The sequence below is a fragment of the Ferruginibacter albus genome (assembly GCF_020042285.1).
Classification (GTDB): Bacteria; Bacteroidota; Bacteroidia; order Chitinophagales; family Chitinophagaceae; genus Ferruginibacter; species Ferruginibacter albus.
In genome coordinates this window covers 582253-606918 of record NZ_CP083388.1, presented here as the reverse complement: position 1 = coordinate 606918, position 24666 = coordinate 582253, and the positions used below count along the sequence as shown (strand labels likewise).

Annotated in this window: 29 protein-coding genes; 4 read left to right on the top strand and 25 right to left on the bottom strand. The window is 37.4% G+C overall.

What is annotated here, in order from left to right; translation table 11 throughout:
* Positions 1-59: 59 nt before the first annotated feature.
* The 20 genes from rplF to K9M53_RS02690 all read right to left on the bottom strand — a co-directional run bounded on the left by rplF (position 60) and on the right by K9M53_RS02690 (position 10325).
* Positions 60-614, bottom strand: coding sequence for a 50S ribosomal protein L6 (rplF, locus tag K9M53_RS02785; RefSeq protein ID WP_224017784.1), 555 nt, complete (start codon positions 612-614; stop codon positions 60-62).
* Positions 615-697: 83 nt separating this feature from the next.
* Positions 698-1096, bottom strand: coding sequence for a 30S ribosomal protein S8 (gene rpsH, locus K9M53_RS02780; protein ID WP_224017783.1), 399 nt, complete (start codon positions 1094-1096; stop codon positions 698-700).
* A gap of 71 nt (positions 1097-1167) precedes the next feature.
* Positions 1168-1437, bottom strand: coding sequence for a 30S ribosomal protein S14 (rpsN, locus tag K9M53_RS02775; RefSeq protein WP_224017780.1), 270 nt, complete (start codon positions 1435-1437; stop codon positions 1168-1170).
* Positions 1438-1479: 42 nt separating this feature from the next.
* The gene (gene rplE, locus K9M53_RS02770) at positions 1480-2046 is read right to left on the bottom strand and encodes a 50S ribosomal protein L5 (RefSeq protein ID WP_224017778.1); all 567 of its coding nucleotides are present in this window, start codon (positions 2044-2046) and stop codon (positions 1480-1482) included.
* Positions 2046-2384, bottom strand: coding sequence for a 50S ribosomal protein L24 (gene rplX, locus K9M53_RS02765; protein ID WP_224017776.1), 339 nt, complete (start codon positions 2382-2384; stop codon positions 2046-2048). Before rplX ends, rplE begins: the two co-directional genes overlap by 1 nt.
* 65 nt (positions 2385-2449) lie before the next feature.
* Complete coding sequence (rplN, locus tag K9M53_RS02760; RefSeq protein WP_224017774.1) at positions 2450-2818, bottom strand: 50S ribosomal protein L14; 369 nt, start codon at positions 2816-2818, stop codon at positions 2450-2452.
* 93 nt (positions 2819-2911) lie between these two features.
* Complete coding sequence (rpsQ, locus tag K9M53_RS02755) at positions 2912-3172, bottom strand: 30S ribosomal protein S17 (RefSeq protein ID WP_224017772.1); 261 nt, start codon at positions 3170-3172, stop codon at positions 2912-2914.
* 22 nt (positions 3173-3194) lie between these two features.
* Complete coding sequence (rpmC, locus tag K9M53_RS02750; RefSeq protein ID WP_224017771.1) at positions 3195-3404, bottom strand: 50S ribosomal protein L29; 210 nt, start codon at positions 3402-3404, stop codon at positions 3195-3197.
* A 41-nt stretch (positions 3405-3445) separates the two neighbouring features.
* On the bottom strand, positions 3446-3868 hold the full coding sequence (gene rplP / locus K9M53_RS02745) for a 50S ribosomal protein L16 (RefSeq protein ID WP_224017769.1): 423 nt from the start codon (positions 3866-3868) through the stop codon (positions 3446-3448).
* Positions 3869-3938: 70 nt separating this feature from the next.
* Positions 3939-4730 (bottom strand): 30S ribosomal protein S3, encoded by a 792-nt coding sequence (rpsC, locus tag K9M53_RS02740; RefSeq protein ID WP_255580668.1) that lies wholly within the window; start codon positions 4728-4730, stop codon positions 3939-3941.
* A 40-nt stretch (positions 4731-4770) separates the two neighbouring features.
* On the bottom strand, positions 4771-5115 hold the full coding sequence (rplV, locus tag K9M53_RS02735; protein ID WP_224017767.1) for a 50S ribosomal protein L22: 345 nt from the start codon (positions 5113-5115) through the stop codon (positions 4771-4773).
* Positions 5116-5134: 19 nt separating this feature from the next.
* Entirely contained in the window at positions 5135-5407 is a 273-nt protein-coding gene (gene rpsS / locus K9M53_RS02730) for a 30S ribosomal protein S19 (protein ID WP_224017765.1), read from the bottom strand.
* A 60-nt stretch (positions 5408-5467) separates the two neighbouring features.
* Entirely contained in the window at positions 5468-6307 is an 840-nt protein-coding gene (rplB, locus tag K9M53_RS02725; RefSeq protein WP_224017762.1) for a 50S ribosomal protein L2, read from the bottom strand.
* 61 nt (positions 6308-6368) lie between these two features.
* A complete protein-coding gene (gene rplW / locus K9M53_RS02720) occupies positions 6369-6668 on the bottom strand; it encodes a 50S ribosomal protein L23 (protein ID WP_224017760.1) in 300 nt (99 codons plus the stop codon).
* A 6-nt stretch (positions 6669-6674) separates the two neighbouring features.
* Entirely contained in the window at positions 6675-7304 is a 630-nt protein-coding gene (gene rplD, locus K9M53_RS02715) for a 50S ribosomal protein L4 (RefSeq protein WP_224017758.1), read from the bottom strand.
* Positions 7305-7306: 2 nt separating this feature from the next.
* On the bottom strand, positions 7307-7924 hold the full coding sequence (rplC, locus tag K9M53_RS02710; RefSeq protein ID WP_224017756.1) for a 50S ribosomal protein L3: 618 nt from the start codon (positions 7922-7924) through the stop codon (positions 7307-7309).
* Positions 7925-8053: 129 nt separating this feature from the next.
* On the bottom strand, positions 8054-8359 hold the full coding sequence (gene rpsJ, locus K9M53_RS02705) for a 30S ribosomal protein S10 (protein ID WP_123122649.1): 306 nt from the start codon (positions 8357-8359) through the stop codon (positions 8054-8056).
* A gap of 124 nt (positions 8360-8483) precedes the next feature.
* A complete protein-coding gene (locus K9M53_RS02700) occupies positions 8484-9209 on the bottom strand; it encodes a ribonuclease H-like domain-containing protein (RefSeq protein WP_224017755.1) in 726 nt (241 codons plus the stop codon).
* Positions 9210-9285: 76 nt separating this feature from the next.
* Positions 9286-9921 (bottom strand): porin family protein, encoded by a 636-nt coding sequence (locus K9M53_RS02695; protein WP_224017753.1) that lies wholly within the window; start codon positions 9919-9921, stop codon positions 9286-9288.
* Positions 9922-10034: 113 nt separating this feature from the next.
* On the bottom strand, positions 10035-10325 hold the full coding sequence (locus K9M53_RS02690; protein ID WP_224017751.1) for a hypothetical protein: 291 nt from the start codon (positions 10323-10325) through the stop codon (positions 10035-10037).
* A 197-nt stretch (positions 10326-10522) separates the two neighbouring features.
* On the opposite strand from K9M53_RS02690, the gene K9M53_RS02685 reads away from it, so the two are divergent.
* Positions 10523-11824: a glycosyltransferase 87 family protein gene (locus K9M53_RS02685; RefSeq protein ID WP_224017749.1), complete on the top strand. Its 1302-nt coding sequence runs from the start codon at positions 10523-10525 to the stop codon at positions 11822-11824.
* A gap of 49 nt (positions 11825-11873) precedes the next feature.
* Here the strand turns inward: K9M53_RS02685 and K9M53_RS02680 are convergent, their stop codons facing one another.
* Complete coding sequence (locus K9M53_RS02680; protein WP_224017747.1) at positions 11874-13466, bottom strand: hypothetical protein; 1593 nt, start codon at positions 13464-13466, stop codon at positions 11874-11876.
* A 448-nt stretch (positions 13467-13914) separates the two neighbouring features.
* On the opposite strand from K9M53_RS02680, the gene K9M53_RS02675 reads away from it, so the two are divergent.
* Positions 13915-14115: a hypothetical protein gene (locus tag K9M53_RS02675; protein ID WP_224017745.1), complete on the top strand. Its 201-nt coding sequence runs from the start codon at positions 13915-13917 to the stop codon at positions 14113-14115.
* Between the two features lie 33 nt (positions 14116-14148).
* On the opposite strand, the gene K9M53_RS02670 is transcribed toward K9M53_RS02675, so the two are convergent.
* From K9M53_RS02670 to K9M53_RS02660, 3 genes are all read right to left on the bottom strand, one after another.
* A complete protein-coding gene (locus tag K9M53_RS02670; protein WP_224017743.1) occupies positions 14149-16629 on the bottom strand; it encodes a gliding motility-associated C-terminal domain-containing protein in 2481 nt (826 codons plus the stop codon).
* Positions 16630-16798: 169 nt separating this feature from the next.
* Positions 16799-17410 carry a dihydrofolate reductase family protein gene (locus K9M53_RS02665; protein ID WP_224017740.1) on the bottom strand — a complete coding sequence of 204 codons (612 nt, stop codon included), beginning with the start codon at positions 17408-17410 and terminating at the stop codon, positions 16799-16801.
* Positions 17411-17531: 121 nt separating this feature from the next.
* Positions 17532-17864, bottom strand: a complete 333-nt coding sequence (locus K9M53_RS02660; RefSeq protein ID WP_224017738.1) for a helix-turn-helix domain-containing protein — start codon at positions 17862-17864, stop codon at positions 17532-17534.
* Positions 17865-18287: 423 nt separating this feature from the next.
* On the opposite strand from K9M53_RS02660, the gene K9M53_RS02655 reads away from it, so the two are divergent.
* The gene (locus K9M53_RS02655) at positions 18288-21233 is read left to right on the top strand and encodes a T9SS type A sorting domain-containing protein (RefSeq protein ID WP_224017736.1); all 2946 of its coding nucleotides are present in this window, start codon (positions 18288-18290) and stop codon (positions 21231-21233) included.
* A gap of 127 nt (positions 21234-21360) precedes the next feature.
* Here the strand turns inward: K9M53_RS02655 and fusA are convergent, their stop codons facing one another.
* On the bottom strand, positions 21361-23514 hold the full coding sequence (gene fusA / locus K9M53_RS02650) for an elongation factor G (protein ID WP_224017734.1): 2154 nt from the start codon (positions 23512-23514) through the stop codon (positions 21361-21363).
* Positions 23515-23836: 322 nt separating this feature from the next.
* Here fusA and K9M53_RS02645 point away from each other — a divergent pair, with 322 nt between their 5' ends.
* Positions 23837-24514: a hypothetical protein gene (locus tag K9M53_RS02645; protein WP_224017732.1), complete on the top strand. Its 678-nt coding sequence runs from the start codon at positions 23837-23839 to the stop codon at positions 24512-24514.
* Positions 24515-24666: the final 152 nt, after the last annotated feature.

Genomic DNA, 24666 nt, shown 5'->3' with positions numbered 1-24666 from the left:
TTTATTTTTCTCTCCGATACTGCCGGAGATAATTTGCTAATTTGATACTGTACTAATTATTATTTACCTGCTGCTTTACCTGCTTTTCTTCTCAACACTTCACCGGCAAATTTCACACCTTTACCTTTGTACGGTTCAGGTTTACGTAGGCTGCGTAATTTAGCACAAACAGCACCTAATAATTGTTTATCGATACTTTCTAAAGTAATAGTTGGGTTTTGTCCCTTTTCCTGTGCAGTAGTTACTTTCAATTCTTTAGGAACTTCAAAAATAATATTGTGAGAATATCCTAAAGAAAGGTCTAATAAATTTCCCTGGTTAGAAGCTTTAAAACCTACCCCAACCAATTCCATTTGTTTTTTATATCCTTCCGTTACACCTTGCACCATGTTGTTCACCAAAGAACGATACAAACCGTGTAAAGCTCTGTGACGGATCTGATCTGTAGGACGACCAAATTCAACTTGACCATCTTTAACAGTAACAGTAATATCTCTGTCGATAGCTTGCTTCAATTCTCCTTTTGGGCCTTTAACTGTAACGATGTTATCGTTTCCAACTGTAATAGTAACGCCGCTTGGAACAGTTACCGGTTTTTTTCCTATACGTGACATAGTCGATTTTTGTTGATTTAATATTTACGATTCCAGATCTGTGTTCAGCCACGACTTAGGCTTAATTATCAAATCCGTATTTATTAATAAATGTTGCACAAAATTTCACCACCTACATTCTGAGCTTTTGCTTCTTTATCAGTCATTACTCCTTTTGAAGTAGAAATGATAGCAATACCCAAACCATTCTTCACACGTTTAAACTCTTCTGGTTTTGCATATGTACGCAAACCCGGACGGCTTACTCTTTCCAAACTTTGAATAGCAGGAAGTTTAGTAGATGGATCATACTTCAAAGCGATCTTGATCACGCCTTGTTTGCTATCATCTTCAAACTTGTATTTCAAAATGTAACCTTTATCATACAAGATCTCAGTAATACGCTTCTTTAAATTAGAAGCAGGTATTTCTACAATACGGTGATTAGCCATTTGTGCATTACGAACTCTTGTAAGAAAATCTGCTATAGGATCAGTTACCATATTAATTAAAAATTGAAAATTAAAAATTTTAAAACTCTCTTCTCTTCCTTTTCCCTTTTAAGGGTTAAGGCTTACCAGCTTGCTTTTGTTACACCTGGTATTTTTCCTTGCAAAGCCATATCACGGAACATGTTTCTCGATAAACCAAAATGTCTCATGTAACCTCTTGGTCTGCCGGTTAACTGGCAACGATTTTTTAAACGAACCGGTGATGCATTCTTTGGTAATTTATCCAAAGCTGCATAATCACCTGCTTCTTTTAACGCTGCTCTTTTTTCTGCGTATTTAGCGTGTAATACTTCACGCTTTCTTTGTCTGGCTTCTATCGATTTTTTTGCCATAGTTATTCTTTATTTACGATTACAACCGTACTCGTAATTGATTTACTTTTTAATATTTTTAAAAGGCATTCCTAATTCTTTCAACAACTCAAACGCTTCTTCATTCGTGTTTGCAGTAGTTACGAAAGTGATATCCATACCGGTAATTTTATTTACCTTATCAATATCAATTTCAGGGAAGATGATCTGTTCTGTAACACCTAATGTATAGTTACCACGACCATCAAATGCTTTATCATTGATACCTTTAAAATCACGTACACGAGGTAAAGAAACAGAAACCAGTCTGTCTAAGAACTCATACATCTTTACACCACGTAACGTAACTCTTGCTCCAATTGGAATGTTCTTACGCAATTTAAAGTTTGAGATATCTTTTTTACTGTTTGTTGCTACTGCTTTTTGACCTGTGATAGAAGATAGTTCTTCGATCGCAACATCAATTAATTTTTTATCAGCAACAGCGCCGTTCACACCGCGGTTCAAGCATATTTTAGTAAGCTTTGGCGCTTGCATTACAGTTTTATAACTGAATTTTTTCATCAACGCAGGTACAACCTCTTTGCTGTACTTGGTTGCTAATCTCGGAGTGTATTTTTCTGTGCTCATTATTTAATTGCCTCCCCTGATTTTTTAGATACTCTAATTAATTTACCGTCTTTTCTTTCACGTTTAATTTTAGTAGCTGCTTTTGCTTTAGCATCCCAAAGCATTACATTACTAATAGCGATAGGTGCTTCTTTTTTTATGATGCCACCTTTAGTGTTTTGAGCAGTTGGCTTGCTGTGCTTAGTTACGATGTTTACACCTTCTACCAATACACGAGCGTCTTCTACCAATACTTCCAACACTTTACGTGGTTTTGTCACGTCCTTATCTTCACCGGTAATAACTACTACGTTATCACCTTTCTTAATGTTAAATTTGGGTTTAAATCTTGTACTCATTTTATAAACTTTTAAGTAAACCGTGAAAAAACAAAACCGTTTTACTTTTAATTTTTACTTTTTAATTAAAGAACCTCAGGTGCTAATGAAATGATTTTCATGTAACCTTTATCACGCAATTCACGAGCCACCGGGCCAAAAATACGTGTACCTCTTGGTTCGTCTGATGCATTCAACAATACAACAGCGTTATCATCAAAACGTATATAAGAACCATCTTTACGACGTAATTTATTTTTAGTTCTTACGATAACCGCTTTGCTCACAGTTCCTTTTTTAACGCCACCTGCAGGCATTGCATCTTTAACGGTAACAACAATTTTATCGCCTATTTTAGCATAGTCCTGTCCGGAGTTACCTAATACACGGATACACAAAACTTCTTTGGCACCGCTGTTATCTGCAACATTCAATCTGCTTTCTTGCTGAATCATTTTATTTCTATTTTAGATTTAGATCTTTTCAATCCAAATCAGTACTTAATTTTTATAGCAGGCTATACAATTGTATATCCCAAATTGTAAATACTATTTTACTTTTTCAACCACTTCAACCAATCTCCAACGCTTTGTTTTGCTTAACGGACGAGTTTCTGCAATCTTTACCGTATCACCGATGCTGCATTCGTTCTTTTCATCATGCGCATGAAACTTCGTTGTCTTTTTCAAGAACTTACCATAGATCGGGTGCTTTACTTTTCTTTCTACGTTAACCGTAATAGTTTTATCCATTTTATTGCTGGATACAACCCCGATTCTTGTTTTACGTAAATTTCTTTCTACTGCCATTGTTATACTTTTAATGGTTTAATTAAAAACCTAATTCTTTTTTTCTTAATGCTGTTTTTAAACGTGCAATGTCTCTTCTAAGCAAACGAATGCTTACAGGGCTTTCAAGTGGCGCTACGCTGTGTGCGAATGACACTTTCTTTAAACGCAATTCATCTTCACTGATCTTTGCTTTCAGTTCATCTGCGTTTAAGCTTTTAATGCTCGCTAAAAAATCTGCTTTCTTTGCCATCTCTTTTTATTTTTAAAATCCAGATTTGGAATCTTTAATAATTATGCTACTGCGTAATCTCTTCTTACTACAAACTTGGTAGCAATAGGTAATTTTTGTGCTGCTAATTCAAATGCTTCTTTAGCAACCTGCATTGGAACACCGTCCGCTTCAAAAATGATACGTCCTGGTTCAACTACTGCAGCCCAGTATTCAGGGTTACCTTTACCTTTACCCATACGTACTTCAGCAGGCTTTTTAGTGATTGGCTTGTCCGGGAAAATTCTGATCCAAACATTCCCTTCTCTTTTCATGTGACGGGTTAATGCCTGACGAGCACTTTCAATTTGCCTGTTAGTAAGCCAAATAGGTTCTAATGCTTTCAATCCAAACGTACCAAAAGAAATACTTGTACCTCTTTTTGCCGTTTCTCTGATACGACCTTTTTGCGCTTTTCTATGCTTTGTTCTTTTTGGTTGTAACATCCTGTTCTTATTTACGATTTGTGATTTCTCTTTTACGATTTACACAAACCAGTTATACTATTTTTACTAATTATCTTCTTCCACCGCCACCCCGGTTTCCACCACCACCTCTTCTGTCGCCGCCGCCTCTTCTGTCATCTCTTCTATCGCCTCTGTCTCCGCGGTTTTCAAAGTTTCTTTCGCCACCTTCTTTACCGGCGTTCGCTAAAATGTTTGGATTTAAATCTCTCTTAGCCAATACTTCACCTTTACAGATCCAAACTTTAATACCGATCTTACCATATACTGTTAATGCAAATACATTTGCATAATCAATATCCATACGTAACGTATGCAATGGTGTACGACCTTGTTTGATTTCTTCGCTACGTGCAATTTCAGCTCCACCCAAACGACCACCAACTTTTACTTTAATTCCTTCTGCACCCATACGTAATGCTGAAGCAATTGCCATTTTAATAGCACGTTTGTAGTTGATACGATTTTCGATCTGACGAGCGATTGTATCTGCTACTATGTTTGCATCCAATTCCGGACGACGAATTTCCAGGATGTTAATTTGAACATCAGCATTGCCGGTCAATTTCTTCAACTCTTCTTTAATTCTATCAACCTCTCCACCACCTTTACCAATGATAATACCCGGTTTTGATGTATGAATAGTTACGATCAACTTATTCAACGTACGCTCAATAACTATTTTAGAAATACCACCTTTGTTGATACGAGCGTTCAGATAATTTCTGATCTTGTTATCTTCAACCAGTTTCTTTCCAAAATCTTTTTTGTTAGCGTACCAGTTACTGTCCCATCCGCGGATGATTCCTAACCTGGCACCAATTGGATTTGTTTTCTGACCCATAGTTTTTATTTAAATTCCAAGTTTTAACCTGGATGTTTATTTAGTTTTTACTGTCTACAATTAAAGTTACATGGTTGCTGCGCTTGCGGATCTTGTATCCACGACCTTGCGGTGCAGGGCGCATACGTTTGATCACTCTACCTCCATCAACAAAAATTGTTTTTACAACTAACTGTGCATCTTCTACTTTAACATCACTGTTCTTTTGCTCCCAGTTATTGATAGCGCTCTTTAATAATTTATATAAAGGCACTGATGGATGCTTTGGACTGAATTGTAAAACTCCCAACGCTTTATCTACATCTAACCCACGAATTAAATCAGCCAATAAGCGCATTTTGCGTGGCGATGTAGGATAGTTTCTAAGTTTTGCTACTGCTTCCATTTCGATTTAATATTTTTAATTAAGCAATCTTCTTGCTTGAGTGTCCTTTAAAGTTTCTTGTTGGTGCAAACTCACCTAATTTATGACCAACCATAAATTCCGTTACATAAACAGGAATAAATTTGTTGCCATTGTGAACTGCCAAAGTATGTCCTACAAAATCAGGAGTAATAGTAGAACGGCGAGACCAGGTTTTGATAACACCTTTCTTATTCTTTCCTTCATTTATAGCTAATACTTTACCTTCTAAATTAGCATCTACGTAAGGACCTTTTTTAATTGAACGAGCCATGTTTTATTTTTATTTACGTTTATTCATCACGCCGTTGGCGGGATTATTTTAACAGTATAATTATTTACTTATTTTTTTACCGTTTCTTCTCTGGATGATCATTTTGTCAGAGCCTTTTCCTCTTGTACGAGTAATTTCACCTTTAGCATATTTACCTGTACGGCTACGTGGGTGACCACCTGAAGCTTTACCTTCACCACCACCCATCGGGTGATCAACAGGGTTCATGGCAACACCACGGTTACGTGGACGAATGCCTTTCCATCTGTTACGTCCGGCTTTACCCATGCTTTCAAGGTTATGGTCGCTGTTACTTACAACACCTACAGTAGCATAGCAATTGATCAATATCTTTCTTAATTCGCCACTTGGCATTTTTAAGATTGCGTATTTTTCTTCCTTGTTGGTCAACTGAGCAGAACCACCGGCACTACGAACCAATTTACCACCTTGCCCGGGTTGCATTTCGATATTATGAATAACAGTACCTAAAGGCATGTTTTTCATCATCAAAGCATTTCCTAATTCAGGAGCTACGCTGTCGCCGCTTGTAACGGTACCGCCTACCTGTAAACCATTCGGAGCAATGATGTAACGTTTTTCCCCATCAGCATAATTCAACAAAGCGATGAATGCTGTACGGTTTGGATCGTATTCAATTGAAACAACCTTTGCAGGTATGTCTTTTTTATCTCTTTTAAAATCTACGATACGGTATTTAATTTTATTACCGCCGCCGATATAACGCATAGATCTTCTACCTTGTGCGTTACGACCACCTGTACCACTTACTTTTTCAAGTAAAGATTTTTCAGGAACGTTTGTAGTAACTTCTGCATAAGCGTTACCAATTCTCCAACGAGTTCCTGCTGTTACCGGTTTGTATTTCTTTAGTGCCATTTTTAAATTTTGTTTTTGTCAAACTTTGCGGTGCTGACCACCATTCATTAATTATTTAAATCTATACGGTTCCGTATATATCAATTGTTTCGCCTTCAGCAATTGTTACAAAAGCTTTTTTCTTAGCCGGTTTACGACCATTGATGAATCCTGCTTTTGTATAGCGTGATTTAGCTTTAGAAGGAATTACAGCAGTGTTCACATCCTGAACCTGTACGCCATAAAAGCTTTCTACTGCTTTTTTAATTTCAAGCTTGTTTGCTTTTCTGTTTACTACAAAAGCATAACGATTTTGCTTTTCAGTTTGCTTATTTATCTTTTCAGATAAAATTGGCTTTATTAAAACGTCTGACGGTTTCATAATTTTTTATGCTTTTTCTTCTTCAGTAAAAATTTTTGCTGCGCTTTCAGTAAACACTAACACGTTAGCATCTACTATGTCGTATGTATTTACATCGCTCAATAAGCCTCCGCTAACACCGGGAATATTTCTTAAGCTTAAATACAAATTATCGTTGTATTCAGGTATTACGAACAATGCTTTTTTACCACCTACATTCAAGTTCTTTAAAATACCTGCAAATTCTTTTGTTTTGGGTGCATTCAATGTAACATCTTCAACAATCACAATTGCATTTTCTTTTGCTTTGTGGCTTAACGCACCAATTTTAGCCAAGTCTTTCACCTTGCGGTTCAACTTGATATCGTACCCATGAGGTTTAGGACCAAATACAGTACCACCACCTTTGTACAAAGGGTTACGTAAGTTACCTTTACGAGCACCACCTGTACCTTTTTGCTTGTGCAGTTTTTTAGATGCTCCATGAACTTCCGCTCTTGTCTTTACTTTATGCGTACCCTGACGTTGAGCGCCACGGTATTGCTTTACAGCAAGATAAATAGCATGGTTATTTGGTTCTGCACCAAAAATTTCTTCCGGTAACTCAATGGTTCTTCCGGTCTTTTGCCCTTGTATATTTAAAATATCTACTTGCATGATTATTTCTGTATTAAAACGATTGAACCATTGTGACCCGGAACCGAACCACTGATTAATATATAATTCTTCTCAGGGAAGATTTTTACCACTTTCAAACCTTTTAATTTCACTCTGTCCTGCCCCATTCTGCCTGCCATGCGCATTCCTTTGAATACTCTTGACGCATCAGAAGAGTTACCGATAGAACCCGGTGCTCTTTGACGATCGTGCTGACCATGAGATGCTTCACCCACACCGCTAAAGCCATGACGTTTAACAACGCCCTGGAAGCCTTTACCTTTGGTAGTACCTACTACTTCAACTTTATCGCCTTCGGCAAAAATGTCAACAGTAATGGTTTCACCAATGTTTTTATCTATTTCGCTATCGCGGATTTCTTTGATTACTTTTTTAGGAGAAGTTTGCGCTTTGGCAAAGTGGTTGATGGCGGCTTTGTTGGAGTGTTTTTCTTTTTTATCGCCAAATGCTATCTGAAGAGCATTGTACCCATCGGTTTCAACCGTTTTCTTTTGTGTAACAACGCACGGGCCTGCCTCGATGATGGTTACAGCAGTTTGCTTACCGCTGGCATCAAAGACACTGGTCATGCCAATTTTCTTACCAATAATACTTTTCATTGTATCTGTTTTATACCCAGCGCTCCGTGAAAAACGGAGATAGGTGTTCAAATTTTTTCTTTCAAGAACTTACCTTCTGCCTGCTTCGACAAGCTCAGCAAACATGCTAAACCTGGCAAAAACGGTTCATTAGGCTTTAATTTCAACATCCACACCACTTGGCAAATCCAGTTTGCTTAATGCATCCACTGTACGGCTGCTGCTGGTGTAAATGTCTAATAAACGTTTATGTGTGCACAATTGAAACTGCTCACGAGCTTTTTTATTTACGTGAGGAGAACGCAATACCGTAAAGATCTTCTTATGCGTAGGTAAAGGAATAGGACCTGTTACTACTGCGCCGGTGCTGCGTACAGTTTTTACGATTTTTTCTGCTGATTTATCAACTAAGTTGTGGTCGTAAGACTGTAGTTTTATTCTGATTCTTTGTGACATATGTAAAGAACTTTAAAATTCCTATTTTTAAAATGGAGTGCGAAGGTACGGGGTTGATTTGAAATAGCAAAGGGAAAAAGAAAGTTTTTTGTCGAAAAAAGCAGAAAATAATACCAGGGCGGGTTTATTTAACAAAAATGATCTGTTCTTCCTTCAAAACAGGCTGGTTTTTAAACCTCAATACGATATTGGCTACCGTTACCACATCTTTCTGGCAATATATTACAATCCGTTGCAGGTCTTTTTCTTTCCAATATACCTCTCCTACCATGCTTCCGTCAATATCGTCTTTGGGAGAAGGAACACCCAAAGCTGCTGCCAGTAGTTTTAAAGATGTAAAATTTTTGTAGTCGCCGAAGCGCCAATATTGGAATGTGTCTATCAAATTCGTTTCCCAGGGTTTCATATTCTGAAAATCGAGATAAGCAGGAATAGGCAAATTATTCACCAATAATCTTCTGCATAAAAAAGGGATATCAAACTCTTTAATATTATGCCCCGTAAAGCTCCATTTATTGCTGGCAGCTTCTAATTGATTTACTGTTTGAATAAACGATTGCAACAGTTGCCCTTCATCATCTCCATAAATTGATTTTATTCTAAGCTGGTAATTGTTATTTTCTTTTCTAAAATACCCGATACTGATGCAAATAACTTTTGCAAACTCTGCCATTATACCTGCCCGTTGAGGATAATATTCATATACACTAACACCATCGGGTAATGTACGAAACACTTTTTCCTGCCAAAGCATTTTCCATTCTTCAGTAAGTAATTGAAAATTTTCTGACTGAGAGACAGTTTCTATATCTATGAATAAGAATTTTTCCAATGGCAATGATGTTATCATATCGGATGTTTTATTAAAATTAAAAAAGGATTGTGGTGTACAATCCTTTTAAATAAAATTAAATATTGATAAATGTTTAAAAAGTAACTCCTACAAATACCTGTATAGATTGATTGTGCCAGGCTTCTGTTTTCACAGCACTATTATTAATATCATTTAGTCCGTATTTATACCTTGCTCCAAAATTAACTAAGGGCAGCTGGATCCATAAGCCGCCAATAGCACTCCAGTCTGCATTGGAATACTTAAGACTATCTGTATTCCCATTCTTTAAATTATCAATTGTTTTGCTCAATAATCCTCCGTAAGAAGGACCAACTTGTAGTTTTACATGTTTGCTTTGTCCAACATTAATATTTAATAGTACAGGGATCTCTAAATAATTAAAAGTGGCGTTTTTCTGTGAGCCGCCTAAGAACAGATCATAGTAAGGTCCGGATGGATCATTATTAAAAGTGGTAGAAGACTGCACCAAGCTTATTTCGGGTTGCAGTCCAAAACGCTGACTGAAATTAAATTGAAAAAATACGCCTGCCTGGTAGTTAAAGTTAAATCCATCGCTATAGGATTGCCCCGTTATCTTATTAATATTTACACCTCCTTTAACGCCGAAACGAAAAAAGTTTTCCCTATCAATAGGCACTACATCTTTCTTTTGAGCAAATGAGTTTGCAGCAAACAATACAGCTGCGATCAAAAAATATTTTTTCATAAAAAAACTAATGGGTTATAAATAGAATCCATAGCAAGATACTTTCTTTAACGTTATAATATTATTAAAAAGGCTTGCGGTAAGCAAGCCTTCATACATAACATAACTTAATTTTATCTCCAACGTCCGGGAACCCAATACCATCCATGTCTGCGGTGCTTCCAATGACCGGCAACCCATACAAGCCCCGGTTTGGGTTCTGCCCAATACCCCCCCGTATAAACATAATTACCTCCTCTCCATGCCCAATCTTCATCAACCCATACATGGCGTGGTGAAGGAGGAGCCGTACGAACCACTATGGTGTGAGTTGGTCGTTCTCTAACAAATTGTGCAGAAGCCGTAAATGAAAATGCTATTGCTATGAATAACATTGCTATGATTTTTGAAAGATACTTTTTCATGTTTATTAATTTTTTGGTTTGATTGGAAACTATGTCCGTAGTTTAATTACAATAGACATGCCAACAAACCTGCTTAACACTTAAAAAACATTTGCCAATCGTTTGTTAAAACGTTATGCCTGCAACTGCTTTGTTAATTCAAACAAGGTATAAGCTTTCAGTAAGCCTTGCTATCTTAGCATCTTTAATAAATAAATTTGAAATTCAAAGCCTTATTCTTTTGCATATACCTGCTGGCAGCAGGCTGGTGCTTTCACCGGGATGTTTATCTCGAAAAATGCTACTCCAGTGATCTGCGAAACAGGATAGTAGGCGCCCGGTTAGAAGAAGATGGCGTATCTCCTTATTTCTATAAGTGGAAAATATCGGATGGCATGCGTTATTACGATCCTGCAACAATGGATAATTATAAATTCTCCGGAATTACTGCAAGCCCTTTTTTTCATCACTTGCTTTACCCGGTTGCCAATTGGCAACAGCGAACCATTTCTTACTTATGGCTGTTCATGGAATATGTTGCATTACTTATTACAACATTGATCGTACTTTCTTTTGCAAAGAATACTATTCAACAGTATGCGGTATTATCCATTGCCATTCTCTTCTTATTTACTGAAGCATGGAAAACTCATATACGGCTAGGGCAGCTTTATATATTTATTCCCATGCTTGCTGCCATTTTTTATTGGCTGATCAATAAAAAACAAAAATTGCTTCATGCTGTATGTGCCGGATTTGTCTGCATTACGCTGATATTAATTCGCCCGAATGCAATACTCTTTTTTTTACCACTTGCATTTTTCTTTAACCGCTTTTCCCGTAATTATTTAGTATGCTTTTTTTTACCGGTTGTATTGTTGTGTTCCTATTCTGTGATCAATAGCACTGAAAGAAATTTATGGACAGATTATTATAAGAATATAAAAATGCAGATCGCCAATTACCAGGGATACCCTGTTGAAAAAGTGAATACAGATAAAGATCCCGGTTATGCAACAATAGAAGGATTTAATATGGCAGCAGTAAAAAAGCTGCAATCTTCCGGCAAGTGTACACTTTATTCTGAAGATGGAAATTTCTTTGTTGTGTTTAAAGCGATATTGAAAAAAACGATAAGCCTGCCTGTTATGAATGCGCTTTGTTTGGTTTGCATAGCGGTGCTGTTAGTCTTGTTTATTAAACATAAAAATGGCATTGATCTTTTACAGGCTGCTTTATTAGGTTATACATTGATGATGATAACCGATCTTTTTTCTCCCGTGTACAGGCATCAATATGCTACAGTTCAATGGTTGTTTCCCGTTATGCTGATAACAGCTTTTGTTGGGCAACGCATAAATTGGAAATATTTTGTATTATTTCTTGGTATTGCCTTGAACATCGTCAACATTGAGTTTATTAAAATGGAACATACAATCGGCGAATATCTACTGCTTTTTGCTGTGTTGTTTTTTTCGTTTGATAAAGATCTTATGCATAAAAAAGGTGAAAGAATATAGCGTTTTGAATAGCTATATTCTTTCACCTGGTATTTTAAAATTCCAATTACTATTTCTGCTGAATCCTTAAATCATCCAAACCAAATTGCAAAGTGGGATGAGTAGTTGAGTTTACCCAGAAATAAATACGGAATAAATTAAACTTGGTTAGATCCGGACCACCATCAGGGGTTTTGTTAGCGGCACTAAAGTCAAGTTTAACTTCGTTCCATCCATTGTGTAATGTAGGGAATATGTCATCAGTACTCCAGTTGTACTCATAAAAATCCGATTGCCCGGAACTGGTCAATTCAATTTGTCCCGGATCTTTACCAACGCTGGATATTCTTAATTGAGTAACATCCGATACGTACAACCAGAATTTTAATTGTCCTGTAGCTTCTGTAACATTTCCATTAACAGGGGTTGGGCTTCTGTAGATGAAATGAAGATAATCAAGAGGACTTACAAGATCCGATTCCAGCCAGCCTGATCCTTCTTTTTGACCGGTTGTTTGTATACCGTGAGGATCTGCTCCTGATATTTCCCAGTTAGCATCATTATCGCAGGCGTTAAATTGAACTGAGTTAGTAACCGCAGCTGTTGCCGTAACACTAAAGGTGCAGCTGTTAGCACCTGCTGTTGCAGAATAATTAAAGGCCCCGGCAGCTGCCGGTGTACCCGTTCCTACTAAAGTAACCGTCTGCGTTCCTGTAGAAGCAAACGTCCCCGACTTGCTGAATGAAATACCATTCACCGTTGCCGTACTAATTGAATAGCTACCGGTAGCAGTAACATTAACCTGCATAGCAGCTGTATTGTTTGCGTTCAATGCTGTGCCAACCACATAAGTACCCGAACCTAAAGTAAAGCCACTGCAACTTCCCGGGCTTCCTCCTAATGTAAATGCAGCTGCGCCATTGGTTGCTGTAACACTAAAAGTACAAGTGCTTGAACCGGCCGTTGCTGTATAATTAAATGCACCAGCAGCTGCCGGTGTACCTGTTCCTACTAAGGTTACTGTCTGTGTTCCTGTTGAAGCAAATGTTCCTGACTTACTGAATGAGATACCATTTACGTTTCCCGTAGTAATAGAGTAAGTACCCGCTGTGGTTACATTCACTTGTAAACTGGCAGTATTGCTGCCGCTCAATGCAGTTCCTGCTACATACGTACCTGCACCCAAAGTAAAACCACTGCAATTACCCGGACCACCGCCCAGTGTAAATGCAGCTGCGCCGGTACCGCTACTTGTTACATCAACACTAAAGGTACAAGTGCTGGAACCACCTGTTAATGAATAGCTGAACGATCCGGATGCTGTTGGTGTACCGCTACCCGCTAATGTAACCGTTTGTGCGCCGGTTGAAGAGAATGTTCCGTTTGCACTGAATTTAATGCCATTTACCGTAGCTGTTGTAAAAGAATACGTACCTGCAGTTGTAACAGTAACACTAATAGTAACTGTATTCGTTCCACCAAGCGCTGTTCCTGCAATGTAGTTACCGGCTCCTAAAGTAAAGCCGGCACAAGCTCCGGGAGCGCCGCCCAACGTGTAAACGGCTTGCGTTGTGCCGCCGGATGGACTGTCTTTACTGCAGCCGGAAATGATAAGCCCCGTTATCACAACAAAGCTTAGGAGAAGAGATTTTAATAGATTCATGGTTTGTTTTTTGATTATAGTGATTAAGAATTGGGAATACTTTTTAAATTTTTGTTCTCCTGTTTATGCAACAGAAAATGCTCACAGAATAAGCATGCTCAAAGGGGATAAGCACAATGGCAAATTATTATGTGAACCAATATCTCCGTAATAAGGTATGGAATGACAATGCTTAACGAGGGAGAAACGCAAAGCTTTGGGAAAGCTATTTTTTATCTTCTTCTTATAACCATAAGATCGTCTGCAAGCAATAGCTTGTGCTAATATTATGCTTTTTTTTGAAAAAATGAAATCGATTGCAATTTTTTATAAAATTTATATTATCAGGATGAAATTTATGCCCAATAATATGACTTTAGGTTAAATGGATTCTGTCAAATCATGTGAATTGTTCTTTGTTCGCTAAATTCGAGCAAGAAAAAAGCAGTAAACGAAACTTAACTTAAATATGGAATCTGCAGGTTTTATTGTAGCGTTTGTGGGAGCCGTGTATCTTATCTTTCCGGGTATAAATCTTCGTTTTTCTTCTACTAATCCTGTAACGCAAGGAAGAGTAAAAAAAGATCAGTATATAAAATCAATGAGGTTGATAGGCGTAATTGGAATTGGTGCGGGGACTGCTATTTTAATAGCCTCTTACTTCATTTAATGTATGTTCACAGCTCAGCGATCTTTTTAATATCTATCTTATCAAAATAATATTTCCTTTTCTATCTACCACTCCGCAAGTGGTAATGGCTTTAATATAATAACTATAAGAACCCGAATTGAGCGGCTGCCCTTTGTAAGTACCATCCCAACAATCTGCAGGGTCATTTGTAAAAAACACCAGGTTACCCCAGCGATCATAAATGGAGAAATCTACCTTTTGTACCGTTCCCCAATATTTAATCCCATAACAATCATTTATTCCATCATTATTAGGCGAAAAAGCATTGGGCATATAATAGCCCGACTTTGAATTGGTAAAATCAGCATAGACTATAACGCTATCGTAACCAATACAGCCATTGCGGGTGCTTCCTGTCAAAATATATTTTTGAGTAGAAGACGGAGAAGCAACAGGATTTCCAACAGCGGCATTATTTAATCCATTGGTCGGCGACCAGCTGTACAATTCCGCACCCGAAGCTTGCAGTTGTGCCGAACCATTATTGCAATCCAGGTCATTCGATTTTGTAATGTGCAAAGTAAGCGGAGGTAATAGAGTAACCGTTGTAGTTAGTGTTGTATCATAGTGACAAACCGATTCGCTTATCGTTACCCGGTAGGTTGTTGCAGGATCAGCACTATTAGTAAAAGGTTCCGGTATGTTAGCATCACTAACCAATGCTTTCGGACTCCATAAATAATTATCGCCACCACCGGCTTGTAATTGTACCGGAGCTGTAGTACAAACTAATTTATCGGGCGAAACATAAAAAGAAGGTTTAGGACGAATGAATACTTTAACTGAATCATTATTGACACATGTATTAGCACCTGTAACAGTTACATAGTATACAGCCGGAGATGAAAGCGGTGTAACTGTTGGCGCAGCAGCTTTTGCATTTACTATACTTTGGGTGGATGACCATTGATAGCTGCTGCCGCCACTTGCAAATATCTTTGCAGAAGTACCGGCACAAATAGTAGTATCTGCAGTTTTTTGAATTGATGGTTTATCATTCACTGTAAGATGAATGATCATATTTAAGCTATCGCTTCCTGCAATATTTTTAAGCACATCGGTATAACTGCCAGTCGTATTATATCCTCTGTAACTCTGCCCCCGGCAAATGGATGTATCAACAGTTATTGTTGTAATACAGCTCTGCGTTTTTATAACTACCTGTGAAGTATCGGAAGCACAATCATTGTTCTTAATTCTATATACCAACGTATCTATTACGCCACATTGATGACTGGTATAATTAATGGAATTACCATTGATAGTAGCAGTACCATATTTTGGTTGTACCAATATCGTATCCAGCAGTATTACATCGTTGCCATATTTTATATCATTTGTCAAGGGCTGAATGGTGGCTGTATTTCCTACAACTGTTGCAGTATCGGTAACAGCAATAACAGGCGTTGGCAATATAACCGTTTCAGGAAACCGCCTTACTTCGCCGTTAAAAGCAGGAGTAAACGTAAGGTTATGATAATTACATGCATTGCCTACGGCAGTTAAATTGGGAAAATCGATCACGCTAATGGGTTGCGGACTGTTATAGGTATTGATGAAATACATTTTCCCATCGGGCCCTACTTTCAGATCATGTGCATAGCAGCAGGTTTTCATATCCGTCCATACAGAAGTAGTATAATCATATTGATATAAAGAACCCGGCCCTCCATTTTTACCCAATCCAACATACAGCTTTGTTCCATCCGGCGAAAACCTTGAATAAGCAGAGCCGCTAAAACCCGAAGGTGCTAATTGCACTTCATTACTTAATACACCGGTAGCAGGATCAAAATCCAAAGTAGTTACCAGCCTGGCTGCATAGCCGGTAGCACATATTTTTTTTGCTGTTTTACTGTATTGCAATGCAGCGGTGGAACCTGTAATGGTAAAAGTATATGCTATAGGTGTACCAATACCCGTAGCCGTTAGCGGCCATACATTAAACTTTGCGGTGGCAAAATCGTTGGCAATTAGCCAGTAATCGTTGGTATTCGGTTTGTTTACCAAACACATGCCCTGGTCGGAAGGACCATTCCAAAACAAGGTATTTTTATTAATAACTACGCCTAATGAATCATTGGTAAAATCTACAATAGAGTAAGATACTTTGCCCTGAGTAAGATCGAAGGCTGAATTGGTAAACAGGTAAAACTGTTTGGCACAAGTTCCGGGTACCGGGCAGCTTTGCACACATTGTGCCCCGGAAACATGACCTGTTAAACCGCTGCCATTGGTCATTACCTGCTGCTGCTTGTTGACCACCCGTATGCCATCTGAATAAAAAAGCATTTCACCCGTAAGCGGATCGTTTACTACTACCATTCCTTCATACCCAACTCCGGAAACTTTATTCGTTAATTTCTGAGGCACATTATTGACGAACGTAATGCCGTCTGTTCCGGTTCCGAAATACCAGTTCTTTAATTCATTTTGGCTATAAACGCCTTGCCATAGTACTATTCCCAGTATAGAAAATAAAAATCCTTTCATCAAAACATGATCTAATTGTGCTATAAGAAGTTGATGAAGATAGGAGGTTTTTATACTCAGGAATCTTTGTCAATATTATGTTTAGGGTAATTTATTGTAAAGAGATACAGGAACAGGAATCTTAGGAAATATTTGAGAAGAAAAACCTAAACAAAAGCATTTATCGTTCTTAAATTTCAATGTTAGCTGTTTTAACTTTTCCTGCCCGCTTGTAATGAGCAATGATAACCCCTGTTGATGTAACTACAGTATCAACCAATTTAAATGCTGCAGGCATTATTCCACTATCGAAAAGCTTTTTTCCTTTGCCCAAGGTCACAGGATAAATTTTGAGCCTTAATTCATCTGCCAGGTCATGCTTAAGTAATAGTTGAATAAGTTCGCTGCTGCCCCAAACCTGTATATCGGCTCCCTTTGATCTTTTAAGTTTTTTTATATCATCTACATTTTTTATTAGTACTGAGTTTTTCCATCCCGTTATCAGGGGATCAGATTTTTTCAGTCTTTTAGAGAACACATATTTGGTACCCTTATTAATACCGGGCCAAAAGTCTGCATGCTTGGGCCAGTAGGCAGCCCATATCTTAAATGTCTTTCTACCTAAAAGATAATCAGATGGTGGCTTCAATTCTTTTTGTACCACCTTACCAAATTCTTTATCGCCATAAGGTGCCGTCCAGCCTCCATATTTAAATCCACCTGATGTATCTTCTTTTGGTCCGCCGGGTGCTTGCATAACACCGTCTAATGTGATCATTGAAAGGACAGTTATTTTTCGCATCGTATGTATGTTTTATTATGATATAAATTTCGATAATAAAAACGATGAATCGTAGTTTAAATACGACAATAGTAGGGCTTTATGCGAAAGATGTTTCATAAAGTGACCATCAGAAGCACTATCAACCTTCCTTATTGCTTAGTTTTTGATGCATAGTCGTAAGCTCTTCGATCGTTATGTTTTTTAAATAGCCTAAAGAAGGATGATCAAGATTTTTTAATGGTTCATTTTCCAGGATGTTAGCAGATGCATCGGGTTTCCATTGGAGCAAATCGTTGGGTGTACAATGAAAAAGGATACATAATTTTTCCAGGTAATGGAATTTTATATTGCTGTCTGCATTATGGGCAATCCGATGGGCGATGTTTGAACTAAAGCCATTTTGAATAAGATAACCACGAAGATTGGTTATGTTACGAAGGGCTGCTACACGTTGAATATTGAGGTACAGCATAATCTTTTGGTTTTATACAAAAGTAAAATACGCTTGAATAACCTCCACCCTCCCGGTTACAGAATAAGGTTGATAATTATTAAAAAAATGTTGCTCATTTTGGAACATTATTAATACAGCATAAACCTCGTTTTACTAAATAGATAAAAGTATAAATGTTGTGCAAACCTCCCTTTACCAAATACAAAAAAATATAGAGGATGTGCAAACCTCACTATGCTAACTTTCAAAAAATGTAGAGGGTTTACAAAGCTCAGAACATAAAACACAAAATAAATACAACAGTGCTTAAACCGCAGTGGAAGAAATACAAAACGAAGTTGATGGGGAGCGATTAAAATTAATCAAGATTCGTTTTAACCGCTACCAAATAACTGAATTGTTATTTTTGTATACCTTAGTAGTATATCTAAATTCCCTTAAATGTGTAAACAGAAGCTTGCAACCTTAACCCTGCTGATCTTAATAAGTGTAATAGCTATTCAATCATTTGCTCAGAGCAATTATCAGCATTGGGAATGGGCAAAATCGTACGGCGGCTCAGGGAATGACAGTACAGTAGACATAAAAATTAAAAATGGCTACCTGTACATAACCGGAAATTTTACTTCACCAACAATTAATTGGGATGGAACTACTTTAACAAATAATGGAGGTACTGATATTTTTATTGCCAAGATGGACACAAGCGGCAATACCATTTGGGTTAAAAGTTTTGGTGGTACAGGCAATGATGATGTAAGGCAATTAGAGGTTAACAATAGCAGTACAATTGCTTTGTTATGTTCATCCCAAAGTAATTTATTAACCATTGGAACCAGCACTTTAATTTCCCCACAAAATCTTTATACGGAAATAGATGAAAATGGGAATATAGTTAATGTTAGAAAATTACGAGATAGTTTAATTTATTCAGATATTGATATCGATTATTCGGGAAATATTTATTTGGGATGCAGTTACTCCAATGCTTTTACGTTTGGAAATACTTTTATTAGCACAGCAATTCCTAATACTCCTCCTAATGGTGCTCCTGTAATTTATATCGGAAACTCTTATTATTATTCTGATCCATTAGCCATTCCAACGTTTACTTCAGGAGGCGCTGTACTAAAATATGATATGAATGGTAAAGAAGAATGGGCAAAACCATTATATGCACAACCTGTAAACGTTAACATAGAATACGATGCTAACGATACTGCTATTGTAGCATTATTTAAACATTCAGGTCCTGTAGTTCTCGACAGCTCCTATTATTATCCGCAATCCAATCAATCCGCTTTTATAGCTGGCATATCTGTTACAGGTAATACAAAATATGCTGCTAATTTTTTATCAGGCGGAGGAAAATTTGGAGACGTTAGTATTGGAAGATTTGAGATCAATAACAATGGCTTGGGTTTTATTGATGCTAGTTATTATCTTTCTTTTGAATCCTATTCTGTTACATTAAGCCAGTTCCAATATGGCAAACGAATAAATTCTATTAGTTCAGGATATCCTGATCAAAGTGCTTTTAACTATGATAGAATTAGTCCCTTCAGCCCCTTAAACACATTGGAGCCCGCAACAGATAATAACCTGATACTATTAAATGGTTATAACGGTTACATTAATGTTTTAGATGCTGCCTTTAACCGTGTTGATAGCTTAATCCCTAGAGTAATTGTTACTCCAATAGCAAATATTGCAAACAATCTGTATACTAAATGCATGTCAGGCAAGTCGATTTATTTTGGCGATAGTTTTACCGGAGATTCTATTGTAACTTCTAATAATGGGTTACCTAATTTGCCCCAATACACTTTATATAACAAAGGAAATTATGATGTATTTATTAGTAAATATCAGAGACTAGGTTATATGCCACTTACATTTAATAACATTGTTGATAGTATCAAAATTTGTGATAATTCTGTTTTAATAACTTTTGATAGCTTACAAATTCTTAAATATTATGGTGCCGGCGGGTTAACTTATCATTGGCAGCCGGCCATAAATTTTGAAAATGCCAATGCACTTTCCTCTAAGCTATTCATGAATTCAGATACACTTACTACTACATTAACTATTACAGATAAAGAAGGCAATTCAATTTCCAAAAATTTCTTTTATTATAAGGGCATACCTTCTGACTTACGATTAAAACTTTCGGATTCTGCTGTTTGCAGCGGCTCATTTATTACCGTATCGCTATCCGGTAATCTTTTTGATAAATGTACAGTACAATCATCCTGCTATTCTTATCCTTATTCCTTTGATTCTCTTACACAAGTTCAGTCAGTTTATACAGGGTCATGCACAGGACTTAATTATTTTAAACTAACATCCGCTTCTTCAAAATATTGTTTTGATACTACTTCAGTAATAGTAAAAATGAATCCTGTTTATTCACAATATCAACAAATACAAGTATGTTACGGAAATTCTTATGCTATACCCGGCGATTCTACAGTACAAAACATCACTTCTTCATATCGTCATATCAGCTATAGAACCAGCATTGGAGGATGTGATAGCACTACAATTATTGATTTAATTGCTTCATCTCCTCCTGTTTATCAGGCTGAGTACTTTACAATTTGTGCAGGTAACGATTATACCTTCCCCGATAATTTTACATTGTATAATATTCAGTTTGATACAAGTCATAAAAGCATTGCAAAATCTTTTAGTGGTTGCGACAGCATAATTATTACCAATCTTAAAGTTGCAGCAAGTCTCCATATTTCTCAAGACACAGCAGTATGTGCAGGAATAGATCTCACGTTTCCGGATGGTTCAACTGCATATAATATTCAAAGCAACCAAACGCATATAAGCGTAATTCCCAATGTACATTGCTATGATAGCATAACAACGAGGGTTTTTGTGATGCAAGCTCCTGATACATCTGTTACGAAAATAAAAACAATGTTGCAAGCAAATGCCGGTATAGGGACATATCAATGGATTGACTGTAACACGGGCAACCCCATTTCCTCTGCAATTAATCAATCTTATATAGCACTTACTGCGGGAAATTATGCGGTACAATTACAACAAAATGGATGTTTTGATAGATCTTCCTGTTATACTATTCTTCCTCAAGATCTGCTTACAAACAGACCTGCGGCAAATGTTTATCCAATTCCTGCACAAAACACATTTACCATTTCTGTTGAGTCAGAAACAGCAGCTACTTTACAAGTTTCTTTATATAATGCTTTCGGTAAACTTGTTATAAGTGATACTAAAAAACTTGTTACCGGAGTAAATGAATTTAAGTACAACGTTTCTTCGTTAGAAAAGGGAATGTATGTTTTAAAATTATTTAATGTTACAACTCAAACTACTACTACTCAAAAAATATTAGTTAATAAATAGTATGCCGTACAAGTGAGTGACATAATAATGTCCAATAGTACTGCTAAAGCTAATTACATAAAAAAATCCCCACTCTTGAGTGGGGATTTACTATTTTAGTCCTTCGCCAAGCTCAGGATAACATTTATTAATCCTCTTCTACCTGTACTTTACCTTTTGCTTTAGCAATTACTGCTTCTGCAATATTGTTTGGTGCAGGTGCATAGTGGCTGAACTCCATAGTAGAACTCGCACGTCCGCTGGATAATGAACGCAACTGTGTAACGTAACCGAACATTTCACTCAAAGGAACTTTTGCTTTAATAACCTGTAGATTATTACGGCTGTCCATACCTTCCAAAATTCCACGGCGACGGTTCAAGTCACCTGTTACATCACCCATGTATTGATCAGGCGTTAATACTTCCACTTTCATGATAGGCTCTAACAAAATTGGTTTTGCTTTTTTGCCTGCTTGTCTAAAGCCTCCTTTCGCACACAATTCAAAGCTCATCGCATCAGAATCCACATCATGGTAGCTACCATCAAATACACGCACTTTCATGTTGTTTACAGGATAGCCTGCCAACACGCCCGTGTTCATTGATGTTTCGAAACCTTTTGTAATAGCCGGAACAAATTCTTTTGGAATGGATCCTCCGAACAAATCGTTCACAAACTGGAAGCTCTTGCCTTCATTTTCTTTTAACCATTCTTCATCTGCAGGTCCGAATGCAAATACGATATCCGCAAACTTACCACGACCACCGGTTTGTTTTTTCAACGTTTCACGATGTTCAACAGTTGTATTGAATGCTTCTTTATAAGCCACCTGCGGCGCACCCTGGTTTACTTCTACTTTAAACTCACGACGCATACGGTCGATGATGATTTCCAAATGCAACTCACCCATACCACGAAGGATGGTTTGTCCTGTATCTTCATCTGTATTTACACGCAAGGTTGGATCTTCTTCAATCAGCTTGGCAATAGCCATACCCATTTTATCAACGTCTGCCTGAGTTTTAGGCTCGATAGCGATTGCGATAACCGGTTCAGGAATAAACATATTTTCCAACGTGATCGGATGATCTTCATCACACAATGTATCACCGGTTTTAATTTCCTTGAAACCAACTGCTGCTGCAATATCACCAGCTTCGATAAAATCGATCGGGTTTTGCTTGTTTGCAAACATCTTCATGATACGGCTGATACGTTCTTTTTTACCTGAACGCACATTCAACACATAGCTACCTGCATCTAAACGACCGGAGTAGCAACGGAAGAACGCCAGGCGACCCACAAACGGATCGGTCATGATCTTAAATGCCAACGCAGCAAATGGTTCTTTTGGATCCGGTTTGCGAATCAATTCTTCGCCTGTATCAGGATCAGTACCTTTTGTTGCTTCAATATCCAAAGGAGAAGGCAAATAACGACAAACACCATCCAACGCAGTTTGTACACCTTTGTTTTTGAAAGACGAACCACACATCATTGGTACAATGCTTAAATCGATGGTTGCTTTGCGGATAGCTTCGTGCATTTCATCTTCGGTGATAGAATTAGGATCTTCAAAGAATTTTTCCATTAACTTATCATCGTATTCAGCAACAGCTTCCACTAAGTGTGCACGCCATTCGTTTGCTTCTTCCACCATATCAGCCGGTACAGGAATTTCATCAAAGGTCATACCTTCTGTTTCCATGTGCCAGATGATTCCTTTCATTTTGATCAGATCAACCACACCTTTAAAATCATCTTCAGCACCTATTGGTAATTGTAAAGGAACTGCTTTAGAACCTAGCATTTCTTTTACCTGCTTAACCACCATTAGGAAGTCAGCACCTGCACGGTCCATTTTATTTACGAAACCGATACGTGGTACGCCATAACGGTTAGCCTGGCGCCAAACGGTTTCAGACTGAGGTTCTACCCCGTCCACTGCAGAGAAAAGTGCAATCAAACCATCCAAAACACGCATTGAACGTTCAACCTCTACGGTAAAGTCCACGTGACCCGGAGTATCTATAATGTTGAAATAGTAATTCTTTGTATCCGGAGTTTTTACACCTTTATTAGTAGGGAAATTCCATTGGCAACTAACCGCAGCCGAAGTAATGGTGATACCTCTTTCTTTTTCCTGCTCCATCCAGTCGGTAGTAGCAGCACCATCATGTACTTCACCAATTTTGTGGATCATACCGGTATAGCGTAGAATACGCTCGGTAGTAGTGGTTTTACCGGCATCGATGTGAGCGGCAATTCCAAAGTTTCGTTGAAATTTTAAGTCAGCCATATTTTAATTATTAATTTTTAATTGTGAATTTTTAATTTGGTAACGAGCTGTTGTTCTTTACTCATCATCCTTGTGTCACTCTCTTGTACTGTTGATTCTTTATTCATCCCGATCCTGCCGGGGATGCACTCCGTAGAACTGGAGTTGGTGATATGTAGTTTATGCTCTCATATAATGTCAAATAAATACAATCCAAGATCAATTACTGTTGTACTTTTTGACGGCGCAAATTTAACTCGAATTTTTGTATTTGCAAACTCAAATATTTATGTAATTCACGGCTATCCTATTACTTTTATTAAACATTTTTAAATCCCGCAAAATGAAGCGTTTTATCCTTTTCCCGGTTGCATTTCTGCTAACAACTGTTACTTTTTCACAAGTGGATAGTTCGGCACAGGTAAAACTGACCCGAAAATTCAAAAATTTGCTCCCGGAAGGATATATAGTGATCGACTCCGCCCAATCCGATTTTAATGGAGACAAGCTAAAAGACGTGGCTTTGGTATTGGAGTATGCTGGTGATAAAAATTATGAATTTGATTCTTCCAGGGCAATTTATATTTTAAAAAACACCGGTAAAGGATATATCATTAATGCAAAATGTTTCAGCGCTATTTTAAGTAAAGGAGACGGCGGCGTTCATGGTGACCCTTATGATGGCATCAGCTTTAAAAAGAATGTTTTAAAAATAAATCATTTTGGCGGCAGCGCCTGGAAGTGGACAGATAGCTACGTTTTTCGCTACCAGCACAATAATTGGGAGCTGATCGGCACATGCGGAGATTCATTTTGGGTTTTGGATGCCTGCGAAAGCAATACTATCGGCAATTATGGGCGAAATTTTGTTGATGTAAACTTCAGCACTAAAAGAATGCATGTAATTAAGAGAGATAAATGCACACTGATCAAAGACGAATGGACAAGCTTTACCTCCTTTCCAAAAGTAACTTTGAATGATTTTTATATAAATGGTGATTATTTAAGTTCTGTCAAATAACTCACAAACCCTTTAATGCAAAAAGAGGGAAACAAATTCCCTCCTTTTGGTTTTCCTATTTGTAGCTCTGAAATAAATTAAGATTCATGTATATCTTAGCTATGTACAAGATATATCATTTATTTGATATTTGCAATATAAGACAACAAAAT